This window comes from Pseudomonas sp. HLS-6 TE3448 (assembly GCF_053629555.1).
In genome coordinates, this window is record NZ_JBRJIO010000001.1 from 4,004,741 (window position 1) to 4,030,418 (window position 25,678).

Here is a 25,678-nt window from a genome sequence, read left to right on the forward strand (position 1 = left end):
AGTCATTGAAGACGAGCCGGGGTCAGAACACAGGCTCGTGGTTGAGTCGCGGGGCGGTTGCTGGACAACCAGGAGGTCAGGCCGAGGGACAGATTGCCCCCCAGACGCATCGGCGTATTGGCACTCGGTGCGAGCAGCAGTTGCACATCCCACTCAAAGCCGCAGCCCAGGTAGTCATCCACCAGGCGTGCCAGGTCGCGCAACGCCTCGGTGCCAGGCAAGAAGCGTGTCATATCGGCCAGCGACAGCGGCCCGAGTGTCACGCGAACGCTGTGCTGGACATTCCACGCCCTGCGCCCGAGCAAGGAACTGCGCCCCAGTTGCGCGGCCTCGGTGCCAGCACCCAATTGCAGTTGATCTGTCGGCGCCAATGCACTCCAGCGCCCATGCCATTGATGCAGGGTGACGGGCACCTGCAGGTGATCGCGTAACACACCCAGCAGGCCCTCGGCACTGCGTCGCTGGTCGAGGTATTGGCTGGCGTAATAGCGTTCGCTGTGCGGAACGAACGCTTGCACATACTCGGAAAAACGGTCCTGGCTTGGTCGGTCTGCGCAGACGACCGGGCGCGCCATCGCCCAGCTGCGATACAACAGGCACAGCAGGCGGTGGTGAAAGATGTCCAGAAAACCCGCCAGTGTTCCGTCGTTGTGGTTGATCTGCCGGGACAAGGCCTCTTCACTGAAGGGCAACGGCATCGGGCCATTGACCCCGGTCAGGCCAAAAAAGGTCACCCGCAACTGTGGCGGCAGCCCCTCGCGCAGTTGCAGGTTGCGCAGCATGGCCGGCTCGAAGGCCAGTGACACCGCCTGGCCCAGGCGCAGTAGATCCTCACGCAGGTGTTCCGACGTGCCCAGGCGCGGGCGCTGCGGGTCGAGCGCATCCAGGCAGCGCAACGCGCTGAAAAAATCAAAACGCCAGGCCTGACGCTGCAATTGCTCCCAAGGGCTCACAGGGTCATGCATTGGCTACTCCTCACCGGCCAGCGCATGATCATCCCGCGTCCCACGGTGTACAGCACGGTCTGGGTAAACGCATTGATGGCCGCATAGCGGGCGAAAAAAACATCCAGCACCGCACCGAAAGCAACAGTACCAATGCCCTCGCACGCGGCATCATCGAGGGTCAGATGCAGTTGCAAGCCACGGCCGAACGCTACCGGCCCGCTGCCGGGCAAGCGCTGCGTCAGCACGGTGGCGCGCAAGGAAACGATGCCTTCAAGCAGGCGCTGCAGCACCGCATCATCCGGGGCGATGTAAAGCGATAGCAGTTCGCGCAACGCCTGCGCCCCGGCCTGTCCATCGTCATTGGCCAGTGGCAGGTAGTTACGCGACAAATGCTGAATTGCCTGCCAGGGCCCCTCGCCCGAAACCGGCACAGCGAGCGGCGTCGACGGGCCGGCCAGCCTGCGAATGGCCAGCACGGGCGCACTGACATCCAGGACAAAATCGGTATTGCCCTTGCCAAAGCCAATGTGCAACGGCAGGTCGCGGTTTGAGCAGAGCACTTCAGCCGCCAGTTGATGCAGGTCTGGTCGATACGGCGGGTGCTGAGAGTCTACCAGGGCAATCGACAGGTCGCTGCCCGCATAAGACGGCTTGCCATGCAGGGCAGCCGAGCGCGGGCGGCTGGGCGCCCGGTGTACCTGGAAAAAGCCGGTGCCGGCTGCGTCGGTTGCCCGCGCCTGCGGCGAATACAATGGCACAAAGCGCTGGCGCTCGCGGCTGCCGCTAAAGTAGCCGTGCACCTCCAGCACCTGATGAACTTCGTGGTTCAAGGGGTTCGCCTGGTCGACCAGCACAGGAATCTCCGGCCGATGGTGCAACACGTTGATGCGATCAGTACGTTTTTGGAACAGGTTCTGCACCGGCGCACAGAACAGATTGAACATCGAACCATCGAGCCCGGCGGGCAGCTGATTGGACAACGGCGCCAACACGATCAGCAGTTCCAGGTGCTCACCATCGCACCGGCGTACTGCGGGGCCCAACCCGGACAGGTTGATAAAGCGCTGCCCTTCGGGAAACGCCAGAAAACGCCTGAGCAGCGCAAAGCCGGCGTGCCCGCTGACGCCACGCAAGGGTTCCTGTGTGTCAGGCGCGCCTTCAAGATTGGCCTGGGTGATGCACGCGGGCTCAATGAATTCGCACCACGCCGGGGTGTCCTCAGACGGCCTTGCAAGCACACCGACTGCACGCGAGAGCAGCGCTTCGTGAACCGCCAGCGCCCCTGCCCCACTCAAGTACACGCACAGCGCGTCCAGAGCAATCTGCTTGAACGTGACGCCCGTGGTGGTTCGCAAGCGCAGCCGCAACACCGAGTGCGCCTGGCCGGTAAACCTGGCAGGCAACCCTGATAGCAGGCTGGTACTGGCAAGGTAGTCGGCAGACTCGATCTGCACCGGCCACAAGGTGACCGGCTGAGTACTACGCCACTCACAACGCACGGTGCGCCCGTCAAGCTCGGCAACCGCGCTCAACGCGGTACTGGCGGGCAGGCAGAAGCCATTGAGCAGGCTGCCCTGATGTTTGTCCGGCGTGAACTGCACCACCGCCATGGACGGCAGTGGCATTAACGATTGAGGCTGGAGCTGCTCCAGCAGGTTGCCGGTGAACTGCGGAAACTCCGACGCCATCTGCAGTTGAATGCGGGCCGTCAGGAACCCCAGCCCCTCGAGCAGACGCTCCACACCGGGGTCGTGGCTGTGTTGGGTGTCCAGGCCAATGTGGCTTGCCACCTTGGGGTAGGCCTTGGCAAATTCGGCAGCCCCTTCTCGCAGGAACTGCAATTCGCGCTCGTACAAGCGCAACAGTCGCTCATCCATGCCGCCCCCTGAACGGTGCTGTATCGAGGTGTACCGCACCACTTTGGGTATTCCAGATGGAGCGAAAGGTGAACGGGTGAGCGACCTCTGCATCGCGCAGTTGCCCCTCGATGACCATCTGTATTTCGAACAGGGGCGCTTCGGTGCGGCTTATCCAGGAAACCTGCAAGCTGTGGCGAATCACCCTTGGCTCGTAGGCCAGAATGGCCTGATGAATACGCTTCACCAGAGCCTCCGGAGAAAAACTGGAGAGTGTCTCGCCCGCAATGCTGTCAATCCCGTAGTTCAGTACAGAGCGAGCGACGTAAGGCGCTTGGCTGAGGTCCAGTGTGCTGACAAGCCCACGGGTATTTAGCAGCGTGCTCAGATCTTCGCGTAAACGGGACAGTTGCCCATCCTTGCTTGCTGTGGCGTTCGGGGAAGCCACAGCATGGAAGTTCACGCTTAAACGCTCCAGCAAGGTATGGGCGCAGCTCTTCATGGGTAAACCTGATCGGTCACGATTAACTGGAAACACAACAGAATCGATACAACACGCTCAAGGTGAACCCCAATCAGCGTTCACCTTGGCTATGCCGACCGTGCTGTTACGCAGCTGGTGCGCTGTTACTAATTAAGTCGTACGATTTTTCCACGAAGCCTTTTTTCACCCCACCATCAAAATAATGGTACTCGTATTTGATCTCTGAAAAATTCAGCGTAATGTGTTCCGACGGACGATTACCACTTGAGCCTTGCGTAGAATAAGAGCTAACGATTGGATCGCCCAACTCAAGCGACACCATTTTCTGCAGCGTTTTATTTGACCCTGCGGCGTGCAAACTTACTATAGTAGCCTTAGTGAACGCCGTACCAATTTTCGCTTGAATAAAAAACTCCGGCGACGTCTTATCCGCTCCCTTTGTCAGCATCAGCTCAGAAACATGGGCATTACTAACATCACGATCATTCCCATGCACTTGAATGTGTCGTGCGGAATTAATAGCGTACGATTCGAAGACAATCCAATCTTCATAACCCTTGACGGTGGAAGTCCCTTTAATCTCCGGCTCAAATTTTACCAAAATCATGTATTTCTCCTAGCATATAAAATAGTGAGTATTTCACGCTTTTACAGATGGCAACTTCGAAACCAGGCGCAATGAAACCGTCAGGCCTTCCAGCTGGTAGTGCGGACGCAAGAAAAACTTGGCCCGATAAAACCCTGGATTCGCCGCGTCCTCTTCGACCATAACTTCCGCAGCCGCCAGCGGCTTGCGCGCTTTATCGATATCCGTCGCCGTTGCCGGGTTCAGATCGACATAGCGCATGATCCAACTGTTAAGCCAGCGCTCTAAATCCGCACGTTCTTTGAACGAACCAATCTTGTCGCGCACGATGCACTTCAAGTAATGGGCAAAACGGCAGGTGGCAAACAGGTAAGGCAAGCGCGCGGCCAATTGCGCGTTCGAGGTTGCATCGGGGTCGTCGTACTGCTGCGGGCTATGCAGCGACTGCGCCCCGATAAACGCCGCTACCGACGTGTTCTTGCAATGCACCAGCGGCATGAAACCGTTGTTCGCCAGTTCCAGCTCGCGACGATCACTGATGGCGATCTCGGTTGGGCAGGTCATGTCAACACCACCGTCTTCGCTCGGGTAGGTGTGCACGGGAAGCCCGCTGATTGCACCACCCGACTCGATACCGCGGATCTGCGAGCACCAACCAAACTGCTTGAACGACTGGTTGATGTTCAAGCCCATGGCATAAGCCGCATTGACCCAGAGGTAGTTGCTGGCGTCACCCTGGGTCACTTCTTCAAAGTTGAAATTTTCCACCGGCGCGGTTTTCGCACCGTAAGGAATACGCCCGAGGAAACGCGGCAGTGTCAGGCCCACGTAGCGCGAGTCTTCGGAACTGCGCAGGTTGCGCCACGCCGCATGCTCAGGGGTCTGGAAGATCTTGCTCAAGTCACGTGGGTTGGCCAGCTCTTGCCACGAGTCCATCAGCAGCGCGCCTGGGTCGGCAGCGCTGATCAGTGGCGCATGGGCTGCCGCCGCGATCTTGGCCATGGACGACAGCAGTTCGACATCCGGCGGGCTGTTGTCAAAGTAGTAGTCGGCAATCAGTACACCGAAGGGCTCGCCACCAAACTGGCCGTACTCGTGCTCATAGATCTTCTTGAACAACGGGCTTTGGTCCCAGGCCGCGCCTTTGAACTTTTTCAGTTCACGGGCCAGATCGCCCTTGGAGACGTTGAAGAAGCGAATCTTCAGCTTCTCGTCGGTTTCCGTATTGCTGACCAAATAATGCAAGCCGCGCCAGGACGCTTCGAGCTTCTGGAAGTCGTCGTGGTGCAAGATCGCGTTGATCTGGCTCGACAACTTGCTGTCGATCGCGGCGATAAGCGCCTCAATGGTGCTCAGCGTGTCGTCCGCAATCAGGTGCGTCGCGCTCAGCGCCTGCTCAGCCAGGGTGTGCACCGCAGCGTGCAGCGCTTCACTGGCCCGCTCGCTGCGCGGCTTGAACTCGCGTTGCAGCAGGCTGCCGAAACTATCGGGAGCATCGGTCGTCAGCTGACTGTCAGCGACCTGTATCTGTTCAGTTGCAACCATGGCGGCTTACCTCATTCAGTGGTTTGGGCAGGAGACTTCGCTTGCGCCAGCAACGAACTCATGAGCGCAGGGTCCTGGAGCAACTGCGCGACCAGTTGCTCAGCGCCACTCTTGCCATCCATGTAGGTCAAGAGGTTGGAGAGCTGATTGCGCGCCTCCAACAACTTGTTGAGGGGTTCGACATTGCGTGCGATAGCGCCCGGGCTGAAGTCGTCCATGCTCTTGATATCCAGGGCAATGGACAGCTGGCCTTCGCCGGTCAGCTCATTCTTGACTGCAAACTTCAACGACGGCGCAATGGCATTCATGCGCTCATCGAAGTTATCAATATCAATTTCCAGAAACTTCCGATCGGCCACGGACGGCAAGTGCGCAGTATTAGCACCCGACAAATCCGTCAATACACCGTTCACAAAAGGAATTTCTACTGTTTTCTCGGCCCCGTAGAGTTCGACGTCGTAGTCGATCTGAACCCGCGGCGCGCGGTTACGACCAATAAACTTTTGCCCACTATTACTCGACATGACACCCCCTCAAATAGAAACCTTAAACCCTCAATCTTCCTGTTCACCCGCCAACGCGCGCATCTCGCCAACACTTGACGGTGCAAGTTCGGCGATTATTTCCAGAAACTCTTTTCCCGCGAGCCGGCGCACTCTGCGGACCAACATGGGGATCGGACTGCTGGGCTCATGACGGCTGTAATACGCCTCGATCGCCTCAAGCGCGACGACCACCTCCTCTCGCGAGGAAAACGCTGTTGACCCTGCGTGCTGGTAAACCACCGGCGGTGGCGTCGGTCGCTCCTCCAGTCGCTCAATGGCCACTGCCTGGGCCGTGTTACGCAACCGGCTGTCAACGACCTGAATCCATTGCTGCAGGAGCAGCACCATGGAATGCAGCGGCGAAACCGCGTCCAGGCCGGTCTTTTCATCCAGGCACTGACCGATATCGACCAACAGCTTTTTAAGGCGCTTCAGCACGCCCAACCCGCGCATGAGATCCGCCGAACAAAGTGGCTCGATCAACCCGGTCAAGCGCACCAGCGAGGCGTCACGCTCCGCGGACTCGTTTGCACTGGAAATCAATGCCAGGTCCGAACAACAGAGGTTGTCGCCCCCTGGGATACGGGCTAGCACTTCGCGGCGCAGCCTGACACCGATGGTCGACGGCACCGCAAGTTCTGCAAGCGCATTGACCCTGACCAACGGATCAAAGTGATCTTCGGCACTGAGCCGGGGATGCACGCTCTCCCAACGCTCCCGAAGCAAAAAGGCAATCAACTGCAGGCCATTGGCAAAGCCCGTCAAGCCCTCACGCTCAAGCCATGCGCGCGCCAGGCAAACAGCCACGCGAAGATCATGTGTGCGTTTGAACAAACTGATGCAGCGCGCCTCGACGGAAATCCAGTCAATGGGTTCAGGGACAAATACATAATCGCCGTATTGCGACTCTTCCCGCACCGTTACTTGATTGAACAGCTCAAGGAACTCTGCATCGTATTCAAGATGCTCACCACACCCTTCATTGGCAAGCGCAGCAATAAAATTATCCACACTCATGCGTTAGCCTTTTGCAACAAACGTTAGTTGCGAAACTTGTTGATCGGGGCATGACAACATTGCTGCCCAGGCCTTGAATACAAACGGGGAAACGTGAAGAAGCGCTATAAGCACGCAACCACTAAAAATGCAGCGGGCTGTTTTTCAATACCCTGATAGCGACCCAATTACTGAAATGACTGTCAGCATGTTCTATCTATCGGTGTTTGCCGACGACGCTATTGTGCTGATCAACAGGGCCCGTGAAAGTAGGTTTAGTTACCGCAGCAATGTAGGACGCTTCCTGCGAAATGAAGGCGTCGTTACCCTATTGACCACAGATGCCTGCGCGCCGGGCCTCAGATGCCCTGTCACGGTTAACGGCCAGGGTGAACGCTTTGGTGCATGCATGCCCCGGCCAGTGCGCTTAAACTGAGCGCCTTAACGATGCCGTGCCCCCGGCACGACAGCCGCAGATGATCACCTCAAGCAAGAGACCCTTAATGGCAAACCACGACCTCACTTTCCTCCCCGATCCCGACCCGGAATCCATCTCATCTGACGTCGCCAGTTTCGGCGGCGTGCTGGTTTCAACGCAGATCCCGACCCGCGCTGACGGCAGCCTGGAGCTGGGCGGCATCGTCGAGCAGAGCGAATGCACCCTGCAGGCACTCAAGGTTGCGCTGGAGCGCGCAGGCAGTTCCATGGACCGTGTGATGCACCTGACCATCTACCTCACCGACATGGCCGACCGTGCCGCGTTCAATGAGGTTTACCAGCGCTTTTTCGCCAGGCCCTGGCCGGTGCGCGCCGCGATCGGCGTGGCGGCCCTTGCCGTTGAAGGCATGCGCGTAGAAGTCACGGCGATGGCCGCCAAGGGCTGAATACACGGTGTTATCCAGTGGCGGCCCTCCGCGAGCGGCCGCCACCGGGCAGCAGGTGGGTGCCGGTCAAGCGTTTCGCAGCTACAATGCGCGCCTTGACCGTGACAAACGACCAGAAAAACATGTCCCTGCCCAAGCATCACCTGGAATTACTCAGCCCCGCCCGCGATGTTGCCATTGCTCGCGAGGCTATCCTGCATGGCGCTGATGCCGTGTACATCGGCGGCCCGAGCTTCGGCGCCCGCCACAACGCCTGCAACGAAGTGAGTGATATCGCTCAATTGGTAGCGTTCGCCCGTCGCTACCACGCCCGGGTGTTCACTACCATCAACACGATCCTGCACGACAATGAGCTGGAGCCGGCACGCAAGCTGATCCATCAACTGTACGATGCCGGTGTCGATGCACTGATCGTCCAGGACCTGGGCGTGATGGAGCTGGATATCCCGCCAATCGAACTGCACGCCAGTACCCAGACCGACATCCGTACGCTGGAGCGGGCGAAGTTCCTCGACCAGGCTGGCTTCTCTCAACTGGTACTGGCCCGCGAACTGAACCTCAGTGAAATCCGCGCCATCGCCGACGAAACCGATGCGGCGATCGAGTTCTTTATTCACGGCGCGCTGTGCGTGGCCTTCTCTGGCCAGTGCAATATCTCTCACGCCCAGACCGGCCGCAGCGCCAACCGCGGCGACTGCTCCCAGGCCTGCCGCCTGCCCTACACCTTGAAAGACGATCAAGGCCGCGTGGTTGCCTACGAAAAGCACCTGCTGTCGATGAAGGACAACAACCAGAGCGCCAACATTCGCGCACTGGTGGAAGCCGGCGTGCGCTCGTTCAAGATCGAAGGGCGCTACAAGGACATGGGCTACGTGAAGAACATCACCGCCTATTACCGCCAGCGCCTGGACGAGGTCCTCGAAGACCGCCCAGACCTGGCCCGTGCCTCCAGCGGCCGCACCGCGCACTTTTTCGTGCCCGATCCAGACAAGACCTTCCACCGCGGCAGTACCGACTACTTCGTCAGCGAGCGCAAGATCGACATCGGCGCCTTTGATTCGCCAACCTTCACCGGCCTGCCGGTGGGTGTCGTCGAGAAGGTCGGCAAGCGTGATCTGCTGGTAGTCAGTCATGAGCCGTTGTCCAACGGCGACGGCCTCAATGTGCTGGTCAAACGCGAAGTGGTGGGTTTTCGCGCCAACATCGCCGAAGCCAAGGGCGAGTTCGAAGAAGATGGCGAAAAGCGTTACCGCTACCGCGTCGAACCCAACGAAATGCCCGAGGGCCTGCACCAGTTGCGCCCAGGCCACCCGCTGAGCCGCAACCTGGACCACAACTGGCAGCAAGCGCTGCTCAAGACGTCCGCCGAGCGCCGGGTCGGTCTTTCCTGGCTCGCTCGCCTGCGCGAAGATCGCCTGGAACTGACCGCCACCAGTGAGGAAGGCATCACCGCCAGCGCTGCCCTGGACGGCCCGTTCGGCCTGGCCAACAAGCCGGAACAGGCCCTGGAGCAATTGCATGACCTGCTTGGCCAGTTGGGTACCACCCAGTACCACGCCACGGCCATCACGCTGGATGCACCCCAGGCGTATTTCATCCCCAACTCGCAGCTCAAGGCGTTACGCCGCGAGGTCATCGATGCGCTGACCATGGCCCGTATCAACGCCCACCCACGTGGCAGCCGCAAAGCCGAGACAGATCCGCCACCGGTATACCCGGAGTCGCACCTGTCGTTCCTGGCCAACGTCTACAACCAGAAGGCCCGCGATTTCTATCACCGCCATGGCGTGAAGCTGATCGACGCCGCCTTCGAGGCCCACGAGGAAACCGGCGAAGTGCCGGTGATGATCACCAAGCACTGCTTGCGTTTTTCCTTCAACCTCTGCCCCAAACAGGCCAAGGGCGTCACCGGTGTGCGCACCAAGGTCGCACCGATGCAACTGATACATGGCGACGAGGTGCTGACGCTGAAGTTCGACTGCAAGCCTTGCGAAATGCACGTCATCGGCAAGATGAAGGGCCACATCCTTGACCTGCCGCAACCGGGCAGTGTGGTGGAACAGGTCGTCGGGCACATCAGCCCGGAAGATTTGCTCAAGACCATTCCTCGCGCCCCTCACTGAGTAATCATGTAGCGCTCAAGGCAAGCCGCATCCCCTGATTTCGGCCTGCACCTACAACAGGGCCCCTGGTTTTCCAAGGGCCCTGTTGTCATTCAAGGGCCTTGTCAGCGAGAAAGCGTGAAGTGGGAAAATACACTTTGAATGTTAACGATAATTACTATTATTATCGCGCCTTCAAATTGCTACCACTCGCCTCCAAGGATTGCGCCTTCCATGCGTCGCACGTTCGTCTCGCTATGCCTGCTTCATGCTGTTACACCCACCGTGTGGGCTAATCCTTCAAATGAAACCGAGCCACCGCTGGTCGAGCTGCAAGCCTTGAGTATCAATGCCGACGCCGCCGATGCCGAGCGCGCCGACGGCCCGGTGCAAGGCTACAAGGCAACCCGCTCGGCCAGTGCGACCCGTACCGACACCGCCCTGCATGAAACCCCGCAGTCCGTCAGTGTGGTGCCACGCGATGTGCTTGAAGACACCGGTTCGACCCGATTGCAGGACGCGTTGGACTACGCTGGCGGCGTTGGCCGGGCCAACAACTTCGGTGGCCAGGGCTTGACCACCTTTACTGTCCGAGGCTTTACCACCGGCGAGTTCTACCGCAACGGTTTTCCTATCAACCGCGGCTACCCGAACGCCCCCGATGCCAACACCGTCGAGCGGCTCGAGGTGTTACGCGGCCCGGCTACCAGCCTTTACGGCCGTGGCGATCCCGGCGGCACCTTCAACGTGGTCAGCAAACAGCCGCAGGTTGAGCAAAAGGTGACTGTCGGCAGCCAGATCGACGACCAAGGCATGCACCGCGCCACCCTCGATGCTACGGGTGCGCTCAACCAGGAGGGTTCACTGGCGTATCGTTTGAACCTGCTGGGCGAAGGTGGCGAGAGTTTCCGCGACAATGTCGAGAGTGAGCGTTACGACGTTGCGCCCGTGCTGAGCTGGCAGGTCAACGAGACTACCCGGATCGTTTTCGAGGGTGACTTCATGCGTAACAACCACCCGCTCGACCGAGGCCTGACGCGCTATGCCACGCAAAAAGGCAGCGCCTCGCGTGATACCAACATCTGGGAAAAAGGCAGCGACAACCTGCTGCACAATGACAACAACATGGCTCAACTGCGCTTCGACCACGCGCTGAACGACGACTGGACACTGGCCGGTGGCGTGCAGATGCTTGACGGCAGCCTCGAAGGCAACGCCGTGGAAGCCAACGCCCTGCAAGCGGACGGCCACACCCTGAACCGTAACTTCAACTATCGCAAGCTGGAGTGGACCGATCGGGACGTGCAACTGAACCTGACGGGGCACTTCGATACCGCCGGTTTCGCCCATACCCTGCTGACCGGCGTCGAGTACGAGGACTACGACTACAAGTCGATCATCCAGCGCTCTGCGACAGGGGCATCGGCTTACCCCATCGATATCTTCGATCCCGTGCTCGGCCAACCCCGCCCTGCCCTGACCCGAACCACAACCCATGACAAGGAAAACCTGAAGACCTGGGCGTTTTTTGTCCAGGACCAGGTAGCCCTGACCGAGCGTCTCAAGGCATTGGCCGGGGTACGCGTCGAGCGCTTCGAGCACGACTACAACAACTACCTGCCCAACAGCCAAGGCTGGGAAGCGGCCGACAACGCTGTCACCCCACGCTTTGGCCTGATGTATGACCTGACCGATACCCTTGCGGTGTATGCCAACACGGCGCGCTCGTTCAAGCCCAACAGCGGTGCCAGCCGCCAGGATGAGGGGTTTGCTCCGGAAAAAGGCAAATCCGTCGAACTGGGTATGAAGTGGGAAGCACTTGAACGTCAGTTGAGCGTCGATGCAGCGGTGTATCAGATCGTCAAGGAAAACGTCCTGACCGTCGACCCAGTCAATGATGACTACAAGGTTGCAGCGGGCGAGGTGCGCAGCCGTGGTCTGGACCTCAACATTGCAGGCAACCTCACGCCCGAGTGGCGGATTATCGGGGGCTATGCCTACGTTGATGCCGAGGTGACCAAGGACAACTCACTGGAGACTGGGACACGACTGGCCAACATTCCCCGCAACACCTTCAGCCTGCTCAACGTCTATGAGTTCCAGGATGGCATAGCCCAGGGGCTGGGGCTGGGCATGGGGGTCAAATATGTCGATGACCGGGCCGGGCAGACCATCGCACAGACCTACACCATGGACCGTTACAACGTGGTCGACCTGTTGAGCTTCTACAAGCTCAACGAACATGTACGTCTGAACCTCGACGTGAAAAACGTATTCAACAAAGGCTATGACGAAGGCGCGTTCAACAACTACGTCTATCCCGGTGCGCCGCGTACGGTTCAGGCGGGCATCGCCTATACCTTCTGACGCGTCAACGGCATACGGCCCAGCCACTGGACGAGCGGGTACTTGCGCACCGGCTCGTCGCCCTGTTGCGTTTGCTCAATTGCAGCGCACTTCTATAGTGAGCTGATGGGTTTGCGGCACCGTCCGCAACGCCACCTGTTGGCCGACACGGGTGGCGGCGTTCCGATCCCGTTCAGGAGGGACATACGTATGCCTGCAAACCGCTTTCTCGGTGTAAACAGCGGTCGGGAGCTGCTGGACGTGCTGATTCGTGCCGGGATGATCGCCGTGCTGGTGAGCTGGTGCTTTCAGATTTTCCAGCCGTTCTTGAACCTGATGCTATGGGCAGTGATCCTGGCAATCACACTTTACCCCTTGAATCAGAAACTCGCGGTCGTATTCGGCAATCGACCGGGACTGGCCAGCATCCTGCTGATTCTGCTGGGGCTCGCCTGCCTGATTGGCCCGTTGAGCTTGCTGGGGAGCTCAGTCGCCAACTCCGTACAAAACAGCATGCAGACGCTACATAACCAGGCCCTCGAAATTCCTCCACCGCCAGACTCGGTGCGCAGTTGGCCTTTGATCGGTGAAACCCTGTTTGGTATCTGGAGCCGTGCGTCCAATGACTTGAGCTGGGCATACTCGCAGATCGCCCCCCATATCAAAGGGGTCAGCAAAACCCTGCTGGTCCAGCTGGCGGGCATCGGGACAGGCGTCCTGGTGTTTGTCGCAGCCCTCATGATCGCCGGCCTGATGATGGCAAAAGGCGACAGTCTGCAGCACAGTGCCGTGGCTATCGCCTCACGCATTTCCGGTGCAGAGCGCGGCACACAGCTTGCAGCGCTGTGTACCTCCACCATCCGTGCAGTGGCCCAGGGCGTTGTCGGCATTGCCTTTATCCAGATGTTGATGGTGGGTATTGGCCTGGTCGCGATGGGCGTGCCCGCAGCCGGGTTGCTGTCACTGGTCGTGTTGCTGCTGGGCATTACCCAGCTGCCGACGATCTTGATCCTCCTGCCTATTGTGATCTATGTGTTCGCGCATGATGGCGTGAGCGTCGCGACCATCGTCTTCACGGCCTGGATGATATTTGCCGGGCTTTCGGACAACATTCTCAAGCCCCTGCTATTGGGACGAGGCGTGGCAGTGCCGATGCCGGTCGTGCTGATTGGCGCCTTGGGCGGGATGTTGAGCAACGGCATCATCGGGTTGTTCATCGGGCCGGTGATTCTGGCGGTGGGGTATCAGCTCTTCATGAACTGGGTCTATCAGACACTGCCAGATGACGGTCCCGACGCAAGTGACACGCCGGAAAAACCGCCCGCCGACTGAGCTCACGGCCACCCGGGCATCTGTGCGTCGGGCTGCGCGCCCAGCAGAATATCGAACAGCGCCTGCGCCGCAGCCGAAAGCTCATGGCCGGGCTTGGTCAACACTCCAATAGCCCGCTCCACCGGATCGCGCAAGGTAATGCACCGTGCGCCCAACTCCTGCATTTGCCTGGCGCACAACGCCGGTACCGTGCTGACACCCAGCCCGCTGGCAACCATTCGGCCAACGGTCGCAAGCTGATGGCTTTCAAACTCCACCGCCAACTTCAATTGCCGCGCTTGAAGGTGATCTTCAAGCATCACCCGCACGCTTGAGGGGCGTTGCAAGGTAATAAAGGGCTGCTCAAGCAAGGTTTGCCAGTCGACCTCTTGAAGTTCAGCCAGCGGCGAGTCGAGCGGCACCACGGCAACGAATCGATCACGGTACAGCGTTGTAAACGCCAGTGACGAACTCTGCAGCGGCTCAAAAGCGACGCCCAGCTCCACCTGGCGATCGCGGACCATTTCCACCACCTGCTCGTTGATCACATCGTTTACCGTGACGCCAACCTTGGGGTATCGCGTACGAAAGGTTTTCAGGATCGGCGGCAGCAGGTTGCAGGCGAACGATGGCATCGCCGCCAGGGTGACGCGGCCGCGCTGGAGCGTGAACCGCTGGCGGATTTCATCCTCTGCGTTGTCCCAGTCGGCGATCAGGCGGCGGGCCAGGGGCAATAGCGACTCACCTTCCGGGGTCAGGGTAACCGTGCGCGTGGTGCGGCTGAACAATCGCCCACCCAACCCCTCCTCCAAGGACTTGATGGTCAGGCTCAGCGCTGATTGCGACAGGTGCAACCGCTCGCAGGCCACGGCAAAACTCAGGCTCTGCGCCACCGCCCAAAAGGCCCGTATCTGCTTGACCGTCATGACTGCTCCTGTATCGCTGCGCTTTATTGAGGTTTATCGATCAATTCATCTTAAAAATCAATTTAACAAATATATGTATTGGCGCAACACTTCAGCACAAATGGCCCTGAACACGGAGAGAGTCAATGCAAGAAGTCGTCATTGTCGCCGCCACCCGCACCGCGATCGGCAGTTTTCAAGGCTCACTGGCTGCGATCCCTGCGACGGAGCTGGGTGCTTCGGTGATACGCAACCTGCTGCAACAGGCCGGGATTTGCGGCAGTGAAGTGGATGAAGTCATCCTCGGCCAGGTACTCACCGCTGGCAGTGGCCAGAACCCGGCACGTCAAGCGGCGATTCTCGCCGGCCTGCCCCATGCGGTGCCAGCACTGACCCTGAACAAGGTCTGCGGCTCAGGCCTCAAGGCGCTGCACCTCGGTGCCCAGGCCATTCGGTGTGGCGACGCCGAGGTGATCATCGCCGGCGGCATGGAAAACATGAGCCTGGCGCCTTATGTACTGCCGGCCGCCCGCACGGGGCTGCGCATGGGCCATGCCAGCATGATCGACAGCATGATCAGTGACGGCTTGTGGGATGCCTTCAACGACTATCACATGGGTATTACCGCCGAGAACCTGGTGGAGCAGTACGCGATCAGCCGTGAAGCGCAGGACGCATTTGCCGCAGCCTCCCAACAGAAGGCCTGCGCCGCCATCGAGGCCGGTCGCTTCATCGATGAAATCACACCGATCCTGATCCCGCAGCGCAAGGGCGAGCCCATTGCGTTCGCCACCGACGAACAGCCACGCAGCGCAACCACTGCCGAATCCCTGGGCAAGCTCAAGCCAGCGTTCAAGAAAGACGGCAGTGTCACCGCTGGCAACGCGTCCAGCCTCAACGACGGCGCAGCAGCGGTGCTGTTGATGAGTGCAGAGAAAGCCAAGGCCCTGGGCTTGCCCGCACTGGCCCGCATTGCCGCCTACGCCAATGCCGGGGTTGACCCGGCAATCATGGGCATTGGCCCGGTCAACGCAACCCGTCGCTGCCTGGAAAAGGCTGGTTGGACCCTGGACCAACTGGACCTGATCGAAGCCAACGAGGCCTTCGCCGCACAGGCGCTCTCGGTAGGTAAAGAGCTGGGTTGGGATGCAGACAAGGTCAACGTCAATGGAGGTGCCATCGCGCTTGGGCACCCTATCGGTGCTTCCGGTTGCCGGGTGCTGGTGACCCTGCTGCATGAAATGATCAAACGTGATGTCCACAAAGGCCTGGCCACGCTGTGCATCGGTGGTGGTCAGGGTGTTGCCCTGGCACTTGAGCGCGACTGATCAAGCCGAGGTGCAATAGAACAGCGCCGGTCAGCACAGCGTGTGCTGACCGGCGTGTTTGCTGGCGTTTTAGCCCAGCAACTGAACCTTGCCACTCGCCAACTCGTAGACCCCACCGACAATCTTCAAGCGCTTGGCGGCCAGCGCTTCGATCAACACCGCAGACGCCCCTTTCAGGCGCTCGACGTTGTCCAGAACGTTCTGGCGAATTGCGTTGTCGAGCACATTGCCCGATTTGCCCATCACGGCCTTGACCGAAGGCTCCACCGCTTTGGCAAGCGTGTCGATATGCCCTGGGAAGGTCGTGCCATCGGTTGCCCGCTGCACCCCTGCCTTTACCGCGCCACAGGCTTCGTGACCCAGCACCATGATCACCGGGGTGCCCAGCACCGCTACGGCGTACTCAAGGCTGGCCAGGCCATCGGTGGTAACGAAATTGCCGGCCACGCGCACAGCAAAGATGTCGCCACGGGCACTGTCAAAGGCGTACTCCGGGGCAATGCGTGAATCTGCACAGCTGAGGATGGCCGCAAAGGGGTTTTGCCCGGATGCCAAGGCTTCCCGCTCGGAGAGGAAGTCATGCCGACGGGCGACGCCCTCGACATACCGCTGATTACCGGCCATCAACCGAGACAGCGCCAGGTCGGGCGTCAGGGCATTCTGTGGTTTGGGTAACGGGCCATCCTTGGGTGCAGCGATCGCTGGCATGGCCGGTAGCATCATCGCCCCAGCTGTCAACAAGGCGGCACCGCCACCAAAACGTAAAAACTGTCGGCGACTGGCTTGGCTGGCCGTATTGCGTTGCTCGTTACATTCACACATGGGCATACCTTCTCGGAAGCACGTAAAACGCGCATTTTCCGGCTATCCGCCTCCCGTGAACGCCGGATAAGTCTGATAGTTCTGTAGGCGAAATCTTTATATGACACGTAAAGCCTCAACCCAGTCGACGCCTGGACCGCCAAGCCCCCGCGATGACTGCTTATCGTAAAGCAGCCATTATTCTGCGTATGCGCTGAATGTCGGCCTATATTGAAGGTGTCGATGCCGGTGAAGCGTGCGCGCCTGACACCTTCATTGACCCACGCTATTCCGGGGAGCTAGCGGACCATCCAAACCGTTGGAGGTGTCACATGAGCCAATATCAGCGCATCTTTCTCATCGCCGGCCCGAGCATGCGCCATTCGCCCGCCATGCAGCGCGCGCAAGCAATTGCCGATGCGACCGGGGCGGCCCTGCACATCACGTTGTTTATCGAAGATGTCGACATTCTGGGCCTGATGAGCGGTGGCGAAGCCTTGCGCAAACAACTGCAGGATGAGCACCGCAAGTGGCTTGCCGATGAGGCTGACGTCATGCGCCGCAGCGGCATTGATGTCACCAGCGAAGTGGTGCTCACCCGTACCGTGTACGAAGACATGCTTGAGCAGGTGAAGCGGCTGCAGCCGGACCTGGTGATCAAAGACGTTCACCATGAGTCATTGCTCAAACGTGTATTCATCACGCCGCTGGACTGGCACTTGCTCAGAGAATGTCCGGCTGCTGTGCATTTTGTCAGCCAGATTCAATGCCCATTGCCACGTGTCATCGTCGCTGCCGTGGACCTCGCCCCACAACACACGCAAAACCCGGCCTCAACTACCAACGACTGCATCATGGCGACGGCTACCCGGCTCGCTGAACAATGCGATGCTGAGCTCCACTTGCTGCACGCCTACGATACGGCACACACCCATATCACCGATGCAGGTGCCGGGACGGTAACGATGCCAGGGTTCAACAGTGAAGTACGCAAAGCACTGCAGCATGCGTTCACTCAGCTTGCCGAACACTATGGGATACCGCCTGAGCGACAACACCTTCTGGCCGGATTCCCCATCAAGGCGATTGCCGAATTTGCCGCGCAGCACCGCGCAGACGTCATCGTCATGGGCAACACCCATCACACAGGTCTTGATAAACGAGTAGGCAGCACCACCGAGCATGTGCTCTATCAAGTGCCCTGCAACATACTGGCAACTCGAGAAAAACTTGAACCCTGAGGAACCGTCCATGTTTACACCCGGTCATCTGCGTCGCACTAACAACCCGAATATCCCTGGCGTTCCAACGTTCGACATTGAGGTGTTCTATGAGGTCCGTCAGGTTCCCCAAGAAGGCATGCTGATGCACTTCACGATGTCCGGGGAGGTCAATGGTCGTGCTTTTTCCGAAGAGTTCGACATGCACCGAGATACCGCGCACAACTTTGCCAGCCTGATTGCCAAGCATGCGGTCAAAAATGGCGTACCACCCAATGCCAGCCCAATCATGCGCAATCACAGCGAATACGACGCGATGTTCAAGGATATTCGCGACAAACTGGGTATCAAGCCGGGGGATCCGATCAACCTGGATAACCTGGACAAAGACGGTCTCTGAGCCCTGCCCTGGTCGGTTGATCTACCTGGCACCCACAGCGCAAGTCGCCCCCTGAAGCAGCGAGCCCCTAAGGTGCCCGGTGATCACCGTCCGGATCGGCGGGCGGACTGTACCATTTGTCTCTGGGCACCCACTTCGCCTCGGGCGGGTCGCCCAGATAGTGCGGCGACATGATCTGCACGCCGTACTCATTGAACACGTCCTGGATATTGGCATGCAGCAGGGTCAACAACTCCGCACGCGGACGAGGTTGGCTCGGAATGGCTTGCGCCACTAACCGGTACTCGGGGTAGAAGTCCGACAGCGCCGTCTGGAACACCTGCGGTGGAGGCTGTTCGAGTACGCCCGTGGTACGCCGAGCAGCTTCCAACAACATCGCTTCCACCTGCCGCCAAGGCGTGTCGTAGCCAATGGTGACAGTGGTGTCGACGACATAACCAGCTCCTTGCACGGTGCGCGAGTAATTCTTGGTCACCGCATTGGTGATCATCGAATTGGGCAGGGTCAGCACTTCTCCAAGCCCGGTACGAATGCGAGTCGTAAACATCCCAAGCTCCGTCACAGTGCCTTCATGCTCACCGATACGCACAAACTCGCCCGGGCGCAATGTACGCGTGTAGGTCAGTATCAACCCGGCCGCCGCCTGCCCGACCACACTGCTGGCGCCCAGCGAGATCATCAGGCCGATCAGTACCGACAGGCCCTTGAAGGCTTCCGTATGAGCGCCCGGCAGGTACGGGTAGGCCATTGCCAGAGCAAACAGCCAGATGGCCAGCGAGGTCAGGCGCGTGGTGGGTTGCAGGGTTTCTTCGTTGAGCCAACCGAAAACACCCGCCATGGCGATACGCCGCAGCACGCTTTTGCTAAAACCACTGAAGCCACGAGCAATGAGGAAAATCGCCAGCACAACACCCAGCCGAGGCACAGCGTCGATCATGCTCTCGAACAATGACTGGGCAACGCTGAGCAAGTAGTTGTTCAGGCTCTCACCCCAAGGGCGCGTATACGGAAAGCGTGAAAGCACAAAGCCCAACCACTGATACGTGAGCAACACCACCAGCACCCAACGCACGAACCACAAGACACGGCTAATCAAGGGGTACAGGTAACTGGCGTCGATCAGCGGCATCTGGCCAATCTTCAACGACAGCGCATGCCGTTTCATCAATGCCGGCAGTACCGCAAGCAACCTGCGGCGAATGAAAAAGATCAACCACAACAGACCAAACAGCAGCAGAGAGGCCAACGCAGAGGCCAGCGCAGCCCGGAGCATTTGCTGCACACTTCGCGCTTCCTGGGTTTCAGCAACGACCAGGCGCAAGTTCTGCGCAGCACCCTGTGCCGCTTGCATCACCGACTCGAACTGCAGTTCATCAACGTCCTTGGGAGAGATGATGAAAGCCCGCCTGGGCCCTATCAGCACCAGATAGCTGTCCAACATCGGATCAACGCTGACCTCAAGCGAGTCTGCGCTGTCGAGTGCCTCATTGATTACTGCAGTGGCGTGCTTCACCCGCAGTTCCGGCACTTCGCCAAGCAACGATGCCCGAAAGACCGTAATTGTGCGGTTGGCGATCTTCAACTCAGCGCTGGGCAGCGGCTCTGTTGGCGTGTCGGCGGCAACACCCAAGGCTGGCATCAGCCAGCAGCACCACAAAAGTATCCCTACCAGCGCCCGACTACGCATACGCTCTCAGCCCCCTCGACACAGACGACCATCGCAGATGGTGTTTTCGCCAGTGTAGTCGCTGTTGCCAGAGGGGCAGCGGGAGCTATTCCCGAGAGCGGAGTTTAGGTCGACCTTTCCGGGGCGACGCAGGTAACGGCCGAACATGACGGTTCATATAAAGCCTTGTTTTTTGGTGGAGTTATGCCGCCAACATGCAGGACAAATGGCGTACAGCCTTCAGGATGAATTCGTTGAGTTATGCACCAGCATGCGAAAAACAGGGCCGTTAACTACCACAGATTACGCAACCTTGGAACATAAAAACGTAAGCTGCAGGCAGCAATAATAAGAAAAACAACTCCAACAACACCCCAATAGTAATGACCCTCAATCGGAACTATTGCCGTCACGCCCCACACAACGAACAACGCATAAAACATCGATGAACCAATAATGGCCAAATACAAACCAAAAATAGAAAAATCAATACGCATGACTTATGGAGCCTCATGAATACAAATTATAAAAATCAATATACCCTGCGTTCATAGGCGATATGGAGCACACGACACAAGAGGCCGAGAACCTGTCGCTTCTGCCATGGCCGGGGTGCTCAGCGAAAACCCGTCTTGCAGCAGGTGGATGTGCCGCATGGTTTCCAATGGATAAGGCTTACGGCCGCCACCCGCCTTTGGATGGAGCCCTCACAATGAGATAGCTTTGGAACTATCGGTTTTCCAGCCCGCAACCAAAAGCCCCGCAGACGTTGATCTGCGGGGCTTTCAAATATAGAGGCCGAGGTCGAACCGGCGTAGAAAGGTTTTGCAATTCGACAGGACGATGATCAGCACGCTGAACTGCGTCATCTGCCGCACACGACGCATCTTTCAGGGGCCTGCAAGCAATGCTTTTAATCCATCACAGATCTGTGTAAAACAGATCGGATCCAAAACGCACAGGGGTTTCAATCATGATCTACCGTCCATTGGGCCAAAGCGGCCTGCAAGTGTCCGCGCTGACCCTGGGCAGCATGATGTTCGGCGAACAGACCAGCGCCGAAGACTCGCTGCGTATCATCGACAAGGCCTGGGACCAGGGCATCAACTTCATCGATACCGCTGACGTCTACAACGGCGGCCGCTCCGAAGAAATTGTCGGCGAAGCCATCGCCCGCCATCGTCAGGATTGGGTGCTGGCCTCCAAGGTGGGCTTCGGCCCCGTGGATGGCGTTCCCAACCGCAGCGGGCTGAGCCGCAAGCATATTTTCAATGCCATCGAAGCCAGCCTGACACGCCTGGGCACGGACTACCTGGACATCTACTACCTGCACCGCGAAGACCACGGCACCCCGCTGGAGGTCACCGTATCCGCCATCGGCGACCTGCTGCGCCAGGGCAAGATCCGCCATTGGGGTGTGTCGAATTTTCGCGGCTGGCGCATTGCCGAGATCGTCAACCTGGCCGAGCGCATGGGTGTCGCAAAACCCGTGGTCAGCCAGCCGTTGTACAACATCGTCAACCGTCAGGCCGAACCTGAGCAGTTCACCGCCGCCGCCCATCATGGCTTGGGCATCGTCCCCTTCAGCCCACTGGCCCGCGGCGTGCTCAGCGGCAAGTACGCGCCCAATGCCACCCCCGACGCCAACAGCAGGGCCGGACGCCAGGACAAACGTATCCTGGAAACGGAATGGCGAGCCGAGTCGCTGGAAATCGCCCAGAAGATCCACGCCTACACCGAAACCAAAGGCGTTGGCATGGTCGAGTTCGCCATTGCCTGGGTGCTCAACAATCGGCTGATCAGTTCAGCCATCGTTGGCCCGCGCACCGAGGCCCAATGGGACACCTACAGCGGCGCCCTGTCGGTCGAGATCAACGCCGAAGACGAAGCCTTCATCGACGCGCTGGTGACCCCGGGCCATGCCTCAACCCATGGCTACAACGATGTCAGCCACTTCGTCAGCGGACGTCTGCCGCGCTGAGTACCGGGCCCAGAAGGTGGCTGATGGCAGCCTTGAGCTTCATCGGCCGCACCGGTTTGTTCAGCAAGCTGTGCCCCAAGGACCGCACTTGCTGCTTGAGTTCGTTGCTGTAGTTGGCGGTGATCATCAAGGCGGGCAAGGGTGTCGCGCGCCGGGCGTTGATCGCAGCCACGGCGTCAACACCATTGCGGTCGTTATCCAGGTGGTAGTCGGCAATCAACAGGTCGGCACCGGTATGGTCGATGGCCACTTGGCGAGCCAGGTCTGCTTCGCTCAGCGCGGTCACCACTTCGCACCCCCATTGTTCAAGCAAGGTGCGCATCCCCGCGCAGATCGCCGCGTCGTTGTCCAACACCCAGACGCGCGCGCCCTGCAGGCGTTCCACAAACGGCTCCAGCGGTGGCGCGGCGATGCGACTGCGAGGCCCGCGCTTGCTGCGCGGCACTTCAATGGAGAACACAGAGCCTTTACCCGGCGTCGAGCGTACCGCGATCCGGTGCCCTAGAATGCCGGCGATTTTTTCCACGATGGCCAACCCCAGCCCCAAACCGCGATCCTGATCCGGGCGCTGAACATCACCGCGCTTGAACTCCTGGAAGATCTCTCCGCGCTTGTCGGCAGCAATACCGATACCGGTATCCCAAACCTCAATCAACAACCGCTTACCGCGCCGACGACAGCCCAGCAACACGCGGCCTCGGGGGGTATAGCGGATGGCGTTGCTGAGCAGGTTGCGCAGGATGCGCGCCAACAGCTGGATGTCACTGCGCACTTTCAGGCTGCACGGTACGTAATCCAACCGTAAACCTTCAGTGTCGGCAATGTGGGCATATTCCGCCGCAAGGTTATCGAGCAGGTCACTCAGCGCGAAAGGCGCAACATCGGCCTTGATCACCCCGGCATCGAGCTTGGAAATATCAACCAGGGTACCGAGCAGGTTCTCCACATCATCCAGCGAGTTGCTGACATTGCGCACCAGCGCCGGGCTGCTGCTGGGCTGCTCCTGCAACGCGCTGGTAAACAATCGCGCCGCATTGAGTGGCTGCAGCAAGTCATGGCTGACGGCAGCGAGGAACTTGGTCTTGGACAGGTTGGCCCGATCGGCATCCTGCTTGGCCTCCCGCAGCCGCGCCTCGGCCGTGCGTCGTTCCTCGATCTCGCGCAACAGCTGCTGATTGAGGCTTGTCAGCTCGGCGGTACGTTCGCGTACCCGCACTTCGAGGTGTTGATAGGCCTGGTGCAAGGCCTCTGCAGTACGCCGACGCTCAGTGATGTCGCGAATCAGCACGAAGATTCCGACCACTTCACCACTGGCCAACTGATTAGGGACATAGGAGCGCAGCATGTAGCGTTCCTGGCCGTTGACGTTGGTTTCAGCCATTTCAAAGGTCACGCTCTCGCCCGCCAGCGCGCGTTCGACGTAGCTTTCCAGGCGCTGGCAGTGCTCGGGGCTGTGCGCCTCGCGCAGGCTCTGGCCGAGCATCAGGCCGCGTGGCCAGCAATACCACTGCTCGTACACCTTGTTGGTGAACTCGTAGACCAGATCGGCATTGAGGTAGGCAATGAGCGCCGGTACGTGGTCGGTAATCAGGCGAATCCAGCGCTCGCTTTCGCTCAGTGCTTCAGCATGCTGGTAACGCTCGGTAATGTCGGTGAAGGTGTTGACGAACCCACCTGCGGGCAATGGATGAGTACGTATCTCCAACATGCGCCCATCGTACAGGCGCTGCTCCAGTTCGCGGATGGCGCGGCCATTGGCATCGCGACTGGAGGGGGTCAGCAAGGCCAATTCGCTGTCGCCGATCACTTCGGCGAAGTCACGATGGGCGGCAATCGGTGCCAGCCCGCTGAGTTCGAGAAAGCGTCGATTCCACAATTCGAGAACACCGTCGGCACTGACCATCGCCACCCCTTGGGAGAGGTTGTCGACGGCCCGTTGCAACAGCCGCGTTTTCTGTGCGAGCGCCTGCTCACGGCGCTGGGTTTCACTGAGTTTGACCTCGGTGATATCGGTGAACAGCATCACCCGCCCACCGTCACGGGTCGGGCGCTCGCTGACCTGCAGCCAGCGCCCGTTATGCAGGCGGTACACCGCGTGTTCTTCAGCCGAGCCGCGCAACGCCTCGGCAAACAGGCCGGTGCTGTGCATCAGGCGCTTGACCTCGGCCAGGCGCATGCCACTGATGATGCGGATCCGGCTACCGGCCCAAAAGGCCTTGAACCGGCTATTGAACAACACGATACGCAGGTCCTGATCGAACAGCACGAACGCGTCCGAGATGCTCTCAATCGCATCGACCAGGTGCTGATGGGCCGTCTCGGCGCGCAATCGGGCGTCGCTGAGCAAATGATTGCTGGCCTTGAGTTCAGCCATCGCCTGGTTCAACGCATCGGTACGCTCGCGCACCTGCTCGGCCAGGACGACCGAGTGCTGGAATGCTGCGTAGGAGTCGTCAGGACGCGCAGCCCCCGACTCCAGGCGTTCAATCAGCGCCGCATTGATTCTGGCCAGTTTTTGATTGGCCCGCTGGAGCTGTGCAATCTGCTCCGCTGCGCAAATCTCGGGGCCGTCCAATGGCAACACCGGTGAAGGTCTGGTTGATGTGCATGCCATTGAACTGTTCTCCATAGGAGTTGAAGCCAAGCACTCGGCGTTCGCGCAGGAATGTACTGACGGCGGCAAAGTCATCGCTGCCTTCAAGCTCAAGGCGCCGCAGGAAGCAGTCGCAACCGATGGTCAACAGCAGCGGCCCCAGGCGTTGCTGCAACCCTTCGAACAACTGCTCCAGGTTGGGTATCAGCGGCCCGGGGTGCATGGCGCTGAGCACGATGCCGTTCTCCACCGCGCAGTAGAAACTCAGGCTCAAGTCATCGTGAACCTGTTGAATGGCCCGTACGTAGAAGCGCTCGTTGAGCCGAACGGCCAGCGGGTGCGCAGCAAAGGTCCGGTGATTGATCGCCTCAACCGGCACGCCGATCAGTTGTGCATATTCCAATGCCGCAGGTTCGGCATTGAGCTCATACACACGGCGCAGGTTGCGGTCAGCCCGGGTGACGACCAGCTTCTCTGTACGTGGCTGGATGTGGTGGGTGGTAAACACCTCGAAATCCAGCCAGGTATTGACCAGCAGTACCACTGCCGCGCCCGTGTGGAAGGCGCCGTCAAAATAGACATGGGTGTGGTGCAAGTAGTTGTCGTCGCCGGCCGAACCACCGAAATGCGGGATATCCCCCAGTGCCGCACTGAGGGCCGCGAGGAACATTTCTTCACGACTGGACAAGCCATCAAGCAAGGTCAGGGCGAAGCTGTGGCCCTTGATCGGTGCCAGGGTGTTACCCCGGCAACCACCGACCAGACGCTCAACCATGTGTTGAGCATCGATCAGGCTGAAGTGCTGCATGTGATCGACCAGTTCGGCGGCAATGGAAAACTGCCGATGGTCGAAACCCAGCGCCGTGACACACCCGCGACCGTAGCCGTCAGGGGTGATCTCTCCGGCACTGGTACAACCGGCCAGGCGGATCCCGCCAAAGCTTTGCCCCAGCGCCTGAGCCAAGGCTGGCAGGTCGTACTCGGCCGAGCAGAAAAACAGCACAAACCCCAAATGCGGGTGCAGCAGTTGCCGAGCCATGTCCTGCGCCACCTCGTCGGCGGCTGCGGCCCGTGACATGGCGCTGATGACACCTTCGGCCTGAAACTGCTGCATAACGGCCTCCTGGGTGGGGCGATAGCTCATGGCGGCAGTGTACGAGCGGTGCAGCACAGGCCGAATGC

Annotated in this window: 20 protein-coding genes and 2 pseudogenes; 8 read left to right on the plus strand and 14 right to left on the minus strand. The window is 59.4% G+C overall.

What is annotated here, in order from left to right; translation table 11 throughout:
- Positions 1-2 precede the first annotated feature (2 nt).
- The 7 genes from tssG to tssA all read right to left on the minus strand — a co-directional run bounded on the left by tssG (position 3) and on the right by tssA (position 6,980).
- Positions 3-965 carry a type VI secretion system baseplate subunit TssG gene (tssG, locus tag AB7M23_RS18320; RefSeq protein WP_454241608.1) on the minus strand — a complete coding sequence of 321 codons (963 nt, stop codon included), beginning with the start codon at positions 963-965 and terminating at the stop codon, positions 3-5.
- On the minus strand, positions 950-2,824 hold the full coding sequence (tssF, locus tag AB7M23_RS18325; protein WP_454241609.1) for a type VI secretion system baseplate subunit TssF: 1,875 nt from the start codon (positions 2,822-2,824) through the stop codon (positions 950-952). The genes tssG and tssF overlap by 16 nt, the downstream gene beginning before the upstream one ends.
- Positions 2,817-3,305, minus strand: a complete 489-nt coding sequence (tssE, locus tag AB7M23_RS18330) for a type VI secretion system baseplate subunit TssE (RefSeq protein WP_245704339.1) — start codon at positions 3,303-3,305, stop codon at positions 2,817-2,819. Before tssE ends, tssF begins: the two co-directional genes overlap by 8 nt.
- Positions 3,306-3,411: 106 nt before the next feature.
- Positions 3,412-3,894: an Hcp family type VI secretion system effector gene (locus tag AB7M23_RS18335; protein ID WP_065760176.1), complete on the minus strand. Its 483-nt coding sequence runs from the start codon at positions 3,892-3,894 to the stop codon at positions 3,412-3,414.
- A 33-nt stretch (positions 3,895-3,927) separates the two neighbouring features.
- Positions 3,928-5,418 (minus strand): type VI secretion system contractile sheath large subunit, encoded by a 1,491-nt coding sequence (gene tssC, locus AB7M23_RS18340; protein WP_454241610.1) that lies wholly within the window; start codon positions 5,416-5,418, stop codon positions 3,928-3,930.
- Positions 5,419-5,429: 11 nt separating this feature from the next.
- The gene (gene tssB / locus AB7M23_RS18345) at positions 5,430-5,942 is read right to left on the minus strand and encodes a type VI secretion system contractile sheath small subunit (RefSeq protein ID WP_102052920.1); all 513 of its coding nucleotides are present in this window, start codon (positions 5,940-5,942) and stop codon (positions 5,430-5,432) included.
- Positions 5,943-5,972: 30 nt separating this feature from the next.
- Positions 5,973-6,980, minus strand: a complete 1,008-nt coding sequence (gene tssA, locus AB7M23_RS18350) for a type VI secretion system protein TssA (protein WP_454241611.1) — start codon at positions 6,978-6,980, stop codon at positions 5,973-5,975.
- A 482-nt stretch (positions 6,981-7,462) separates the two neighbouring features.
- Between tssA and AB7M23_RS18355 the strand changes: the two genes are divergently transcribed.
- The 4 genes from AB7M23_RS18355 to AB7M23_RS18370 all read left to right on the plus strand — a co-directional run bounded on the left by AB7M23_RS18355 (position 7,463) and on the right by AB7M23_RS18370 (position 13,623).
- Positions 7,463-7,843, plus strand: coding sequence for a RidA family protein (locus AB7M23_RS18355; protein ID WP_099774894.1), 381 nt, complete (start codon positions 7,463-7,465; stop codon positions 7,841-7,843).
- 122 nt (positions 7,844-7,965) lie between these two features.
- The gene (locus AB7M23_RS18360; protein WP_065758367.1) at positions 7,966-9,966 is read left to right on the plus strand and encodes a peptidase U32 family protein; all 2,001 of its coding nucleotides are present in this window, start codon (positions 7,966-7,968) and stop codon (positions 9,964-9,966) included.
- A 213-nt stretch (positions 9,967-10,179) separates the two neighbouring features.
- Positions 10,180-12,312 carry a TonB-dependent siderophore receptor gene (locus AB7M23_RS18365; protein ID WP_454241612.1) on the plus strand — a complete coding sequence of 711 codons (2,133 nt, stop codon included), beginning with the start codon at positions 10,180-10,182 and terminating at the stop codon, positions 12,310-12,312.
- Positions 12,313-12,501: 189 nt separating this feature from the next.
- Positions 12,502-13,623, plus strand: a complete 1,122-nt coding sequence (locus tag AB7M23_RS18370) for an AI-2E family transporter (protein ID WP_102052916.1) — start codon at positions 12,502-12,504, stop codon at positions 13,621-13,623.
- Positions 13,624-13,625: 2 nt separating this feature from the next.
- On the opposite strand, the gene AB7M23_RS18375 is transcribed toward AB7M23_RS18370, so the two are convergent.
- A complete protein-coding gene (locus AB7M23_RS18375) occupies positions 13,626-14,528 on the minus strand; it encodes a LysR family transcriptional regulator (RefSeq protein ID WP_099774899.1) in 903 nt (300 codons plus the stop codon).
- A gap of 125 nt (positions 14,529-14,653) precedes the next feature.
- Here AB7M23_RS18375 and AB7M23_RS18380 point away from each other — a divergent pair, with 125 nt between their 5' ends.
- Positions 14,654-15,835 (plus strand): acetyl-CoA C-acetyltransferase, encoded by a 1,182-nt coding sequence (locus tag AB7M23_RS18380; RefSeq protein WP_454241613.1) that lies wholly within the window; start codon positions 14,654-14,656, stop codon positions 15,833-15,835.
- A 69-nt stretch (positions 15,836-15,904) separates the two neighbouring features.
- On the opposite strand, the gene AB7M23_RS18385 is transcribed toward AB7M23_RS18380, so the two are convergent.
- Positions 15,905-16,657, minus strand: coding sequence for a carbonic anhydrase (locus tag AB7M23_RS18385; RefSeq protein ID WP_454241614.1), 753 nt, complete (start codon positions 16,655-16,657; stop codon positions 15,905-15,907).
- Positions 16,658-16,968: 311 nt separating this feature from the next.
- Between AB7M23_RS18385 and AB7M23_RS18390 the strand changes: the two genes are divergently transcribed.
- A complete protein-coding gene (locus AB7M23_RS18390; protein WP_454241615.1) occupies positions 16,969-17,877 on the plus strand; it encodes a universal stress protein in 909 nt (302 codons plus the stop codon).
- 10 nt (positions 17,878-17,887) lie between these two features.
- Complete coding sequence (locus AB7M23_RS18395) at positions 17,888-18,256, plus strand: DUF5064 family protein (protein ID WP_330523588.1); 369 nt, start codon at positions 17,888-17,890, stop codon at positions 18,254-18,256.
- Positions 18,257-18,323: 67 nt separating this feature from the next.
- Here AB7M23_RS18395 and AB7M23_RS18400 read toward each other — a convergent pair whose 3' ends face one another.
- The 3 genes and pseudogenes from AB7M23_RS18400 to AB7M23_RS18410 all read right to left on the minus strand — a co-directional run.
- On the minus strand, positions 18,324-19,943 hold the full coding sequence (locus AB7M23_RS18400; RefSeq protein WP_454241616.1) for a mechanosensitive ion channel family protein: 1,620 nt from the start codon (positions 19,941-19,943) through the stop codon (positions 18,324-18,326).
- Between the two features lie 272 nt (positions 19,944-20,215).
- A complete protein-coding gene (locus tag AB7M23_RS18405) occupies positions 20,216-20,419 on the minus strand; it encodes a hypothetical protein (protein ID WP_145991817.1) in 204 nt (67 codons plus the stop codon).
- 96 nt (positions 20,420-20,515) lie between these two features.
- Positions 20,516-20,623: pseudogene (locus AB7M23_RS18410) on the minus strand (IS5/IS1182 family transposase); the annotation flags it as partial.
- 272 nt (positions 20,624-20,895) lie between these two features.
- Between AB7M23_RS18410 and AB7M23_RS18415 the strand changes: the two are divergent.
- Complete coding sequence (locus AB7M23_RS18415) at positions 20,896-21,903, plus strand: aldo/keto reductase (protein ID WP_065758353.1); 1,008 nt, start codon at positions 20,896-20,898, stop codon at positions 21,901-21,903.
- On the opposite strand, the gene nahK is transcribed toward AB7M23_RS18415, so the two are convergent.
- On the minus strand, positions 21,881-24,517 hold the full coding sequence (nahK, locus tag AB7M23_RS18420) for a hybrid sensor histidine kinase/response regulator NahK/ErcS' (RefSeq protein WP_454241617.1): 2,637 nt from the start codon (positions 24,515-24,517) through the stop codon (positions 21,881-21,883). The two genes, AB7M23_RS18415 and nahK, sit on opposite strands and share 23 nt — an antisense overlap.
- Positions 24,465-25,610, minus strand: a pseudogene (nosP, locus tag AB7M23_RS18425) (nitric oxide-sensing protein NosP); the annotation flags it as partial. The pseudogene nosP and the gene nahK, both read right to left, overlap by 53 nt.
- Positions 25,611-25,678: the final 68 nt, after the last annotated feature.

What these genes read in the sequence shown, in the direction of transcription:
- tssG (WP_454241608.1), bottom strand. Translation starts at nt 965, where the DNA reads ATGCATGACCCTGTGAGCCCTTGGGAGCAATTGCAGCGTCAGGCCTGG.
- tssF (WP_454241609.1), bottom strand. Translation starts at nt 2,824, where the DNA reads ATGGATGAGCGACTGTTGCGCTTGTACGAGCGCGAATTGCAGTTCCTG.
- tssE (WP_245704339.1), bottom strand. Translation starts at nt 3,305, where the DNA reads ATGAAGAGCTGCGCCCATACCTTGCTGGAGCGTTTAAGCGTGAACTTC.
- AB7M23_RS18335 (WP_065760176.1), bottom strand. Translation starts at nt 3,894, where the DNA reads ATGATTTTGGTAAAATTTGAGCCGGAGATTAAAGGGACTTCCACCGTC.
- tssC (WP_454241610.1), bottom strand. Translation starts at nt 5,418, where the DNA reads ATGGTTGCAACTGAACAGATACAGGTCGCTGACAGTCAGCTGACGACC.
- tssB (WP_102052920.1), bottom strand. Translation starts at nt 5,942, where the DNA reads ATGTCGAGTAATAGTGGGCAAAAGTTTATTGGTCGTAACCGCGCGCCG.
- tssA (WP_454241611.1), bottom strand. Translation starts at nt 6,980, where the DNA reads ATGAGTGTGGATAATTTTATTGCTGCGCTTGCCAATGAAGGGTGTGGT.
- AB7M23_RS18355 (WP_099774894.1), top strand. Translation starts at nt 7,463, where the DNA reads ATGGCAAACCACGACCTCACTTTCCTCCCCGATCCCGACCCGGAATCC.
- AB7M23_RS18360 (WP_065758367.1), top strand. Translation starts at nt 7,966, where the DNA reads ATGTCCCTGCCCAAGCATCACCTGGAATTACTCAGCCCCGCCCGCGAT.
- AB7M23_RS18365 (WP_454241612.1), top strand. Translation starts at nt 10,180, where the DNA reads ATGCGTCGCACGTTCGTCTCGCTATGCCTGCTTCATGCTGTTACACCC.
- AB7M23_RS18370 (WP_102052916.1), top strand. Translation starts at nt 12,502, where the DNA reads ATGCCTGCAAACCGCTTTCTCGGTGTAAACAGCGGTCGGGAGCTGCTG.
- AB7M23_RS18375 (WP_099774899.1), bottom strand. Translation starts at nt 14,528, where the DNA reads ATGACGGTCAAGCAGATACGGGCCTTTTGGGCGGTGGCGCAGAGCCTG.
- AB7M23_RS18380 (WP_454241613.1), top strand. Translation starts at nt 14,654, where the DNA reads ATGCAAGAAGTCGTCATTGTCGCCGCCACCCGCACCGCGATCGGCAGT.
- AB7M23_RS18385 (WP_454241614.1), bottom strand. Translation starts at nt 16,657, where the DNA reads ATGTGTGAATGTAACGAGCAACGCAATACGGCCAGCCAAGCCAGTCGC.
- AB7M23_RS18390 (WP_454241615.1), top strand. Translation starts at nt 16,969, where the DNA reads ATGAGCCAATATCAGCGCATCTTTCTCATCGCCGGCCCGAGCATGCGC.
- AB7M23_RS18395 (WP_330523588.1), top strand. Translation starts at nt 17,888, where the DNA reads ATGTTTACACCCGGTCATCTGCGTCGCACTAACAACCCGAATATCCCT.
- AB7M23_RS18400 (WP_454241616.1), bottom strand. Translation starts at nt 19,943, where the DNA reads ATGCGTAGTCGGGCGCTGGTAGGGATACTTTTGTGGTGCTGCTGGCTG.
- AB7M23_RS18405 (WP_145991817.1), bottom strand. Translation starts at nt 20,419, where the DNA reads ATGCGTATTGATTTTTCTATTTTTGGTTTGTATTTGGCCATTATTGGT.
- AB7M23_RS18415 (WP_065758353.1), top strand. Translation starts at nt 20,896, where the DNA reads ATGATCTACCGTCCATTGGGCCAAAGCGGCCTGCAAGTGTCCGCGCTG.
- nahK (WP_454241617.1), bottom strand. Translation starts at nt 24,517, where the DNA reads ATGGCATGCACATCAACCAGACCTTCACCGGTGTTGCCATTGGACGGC.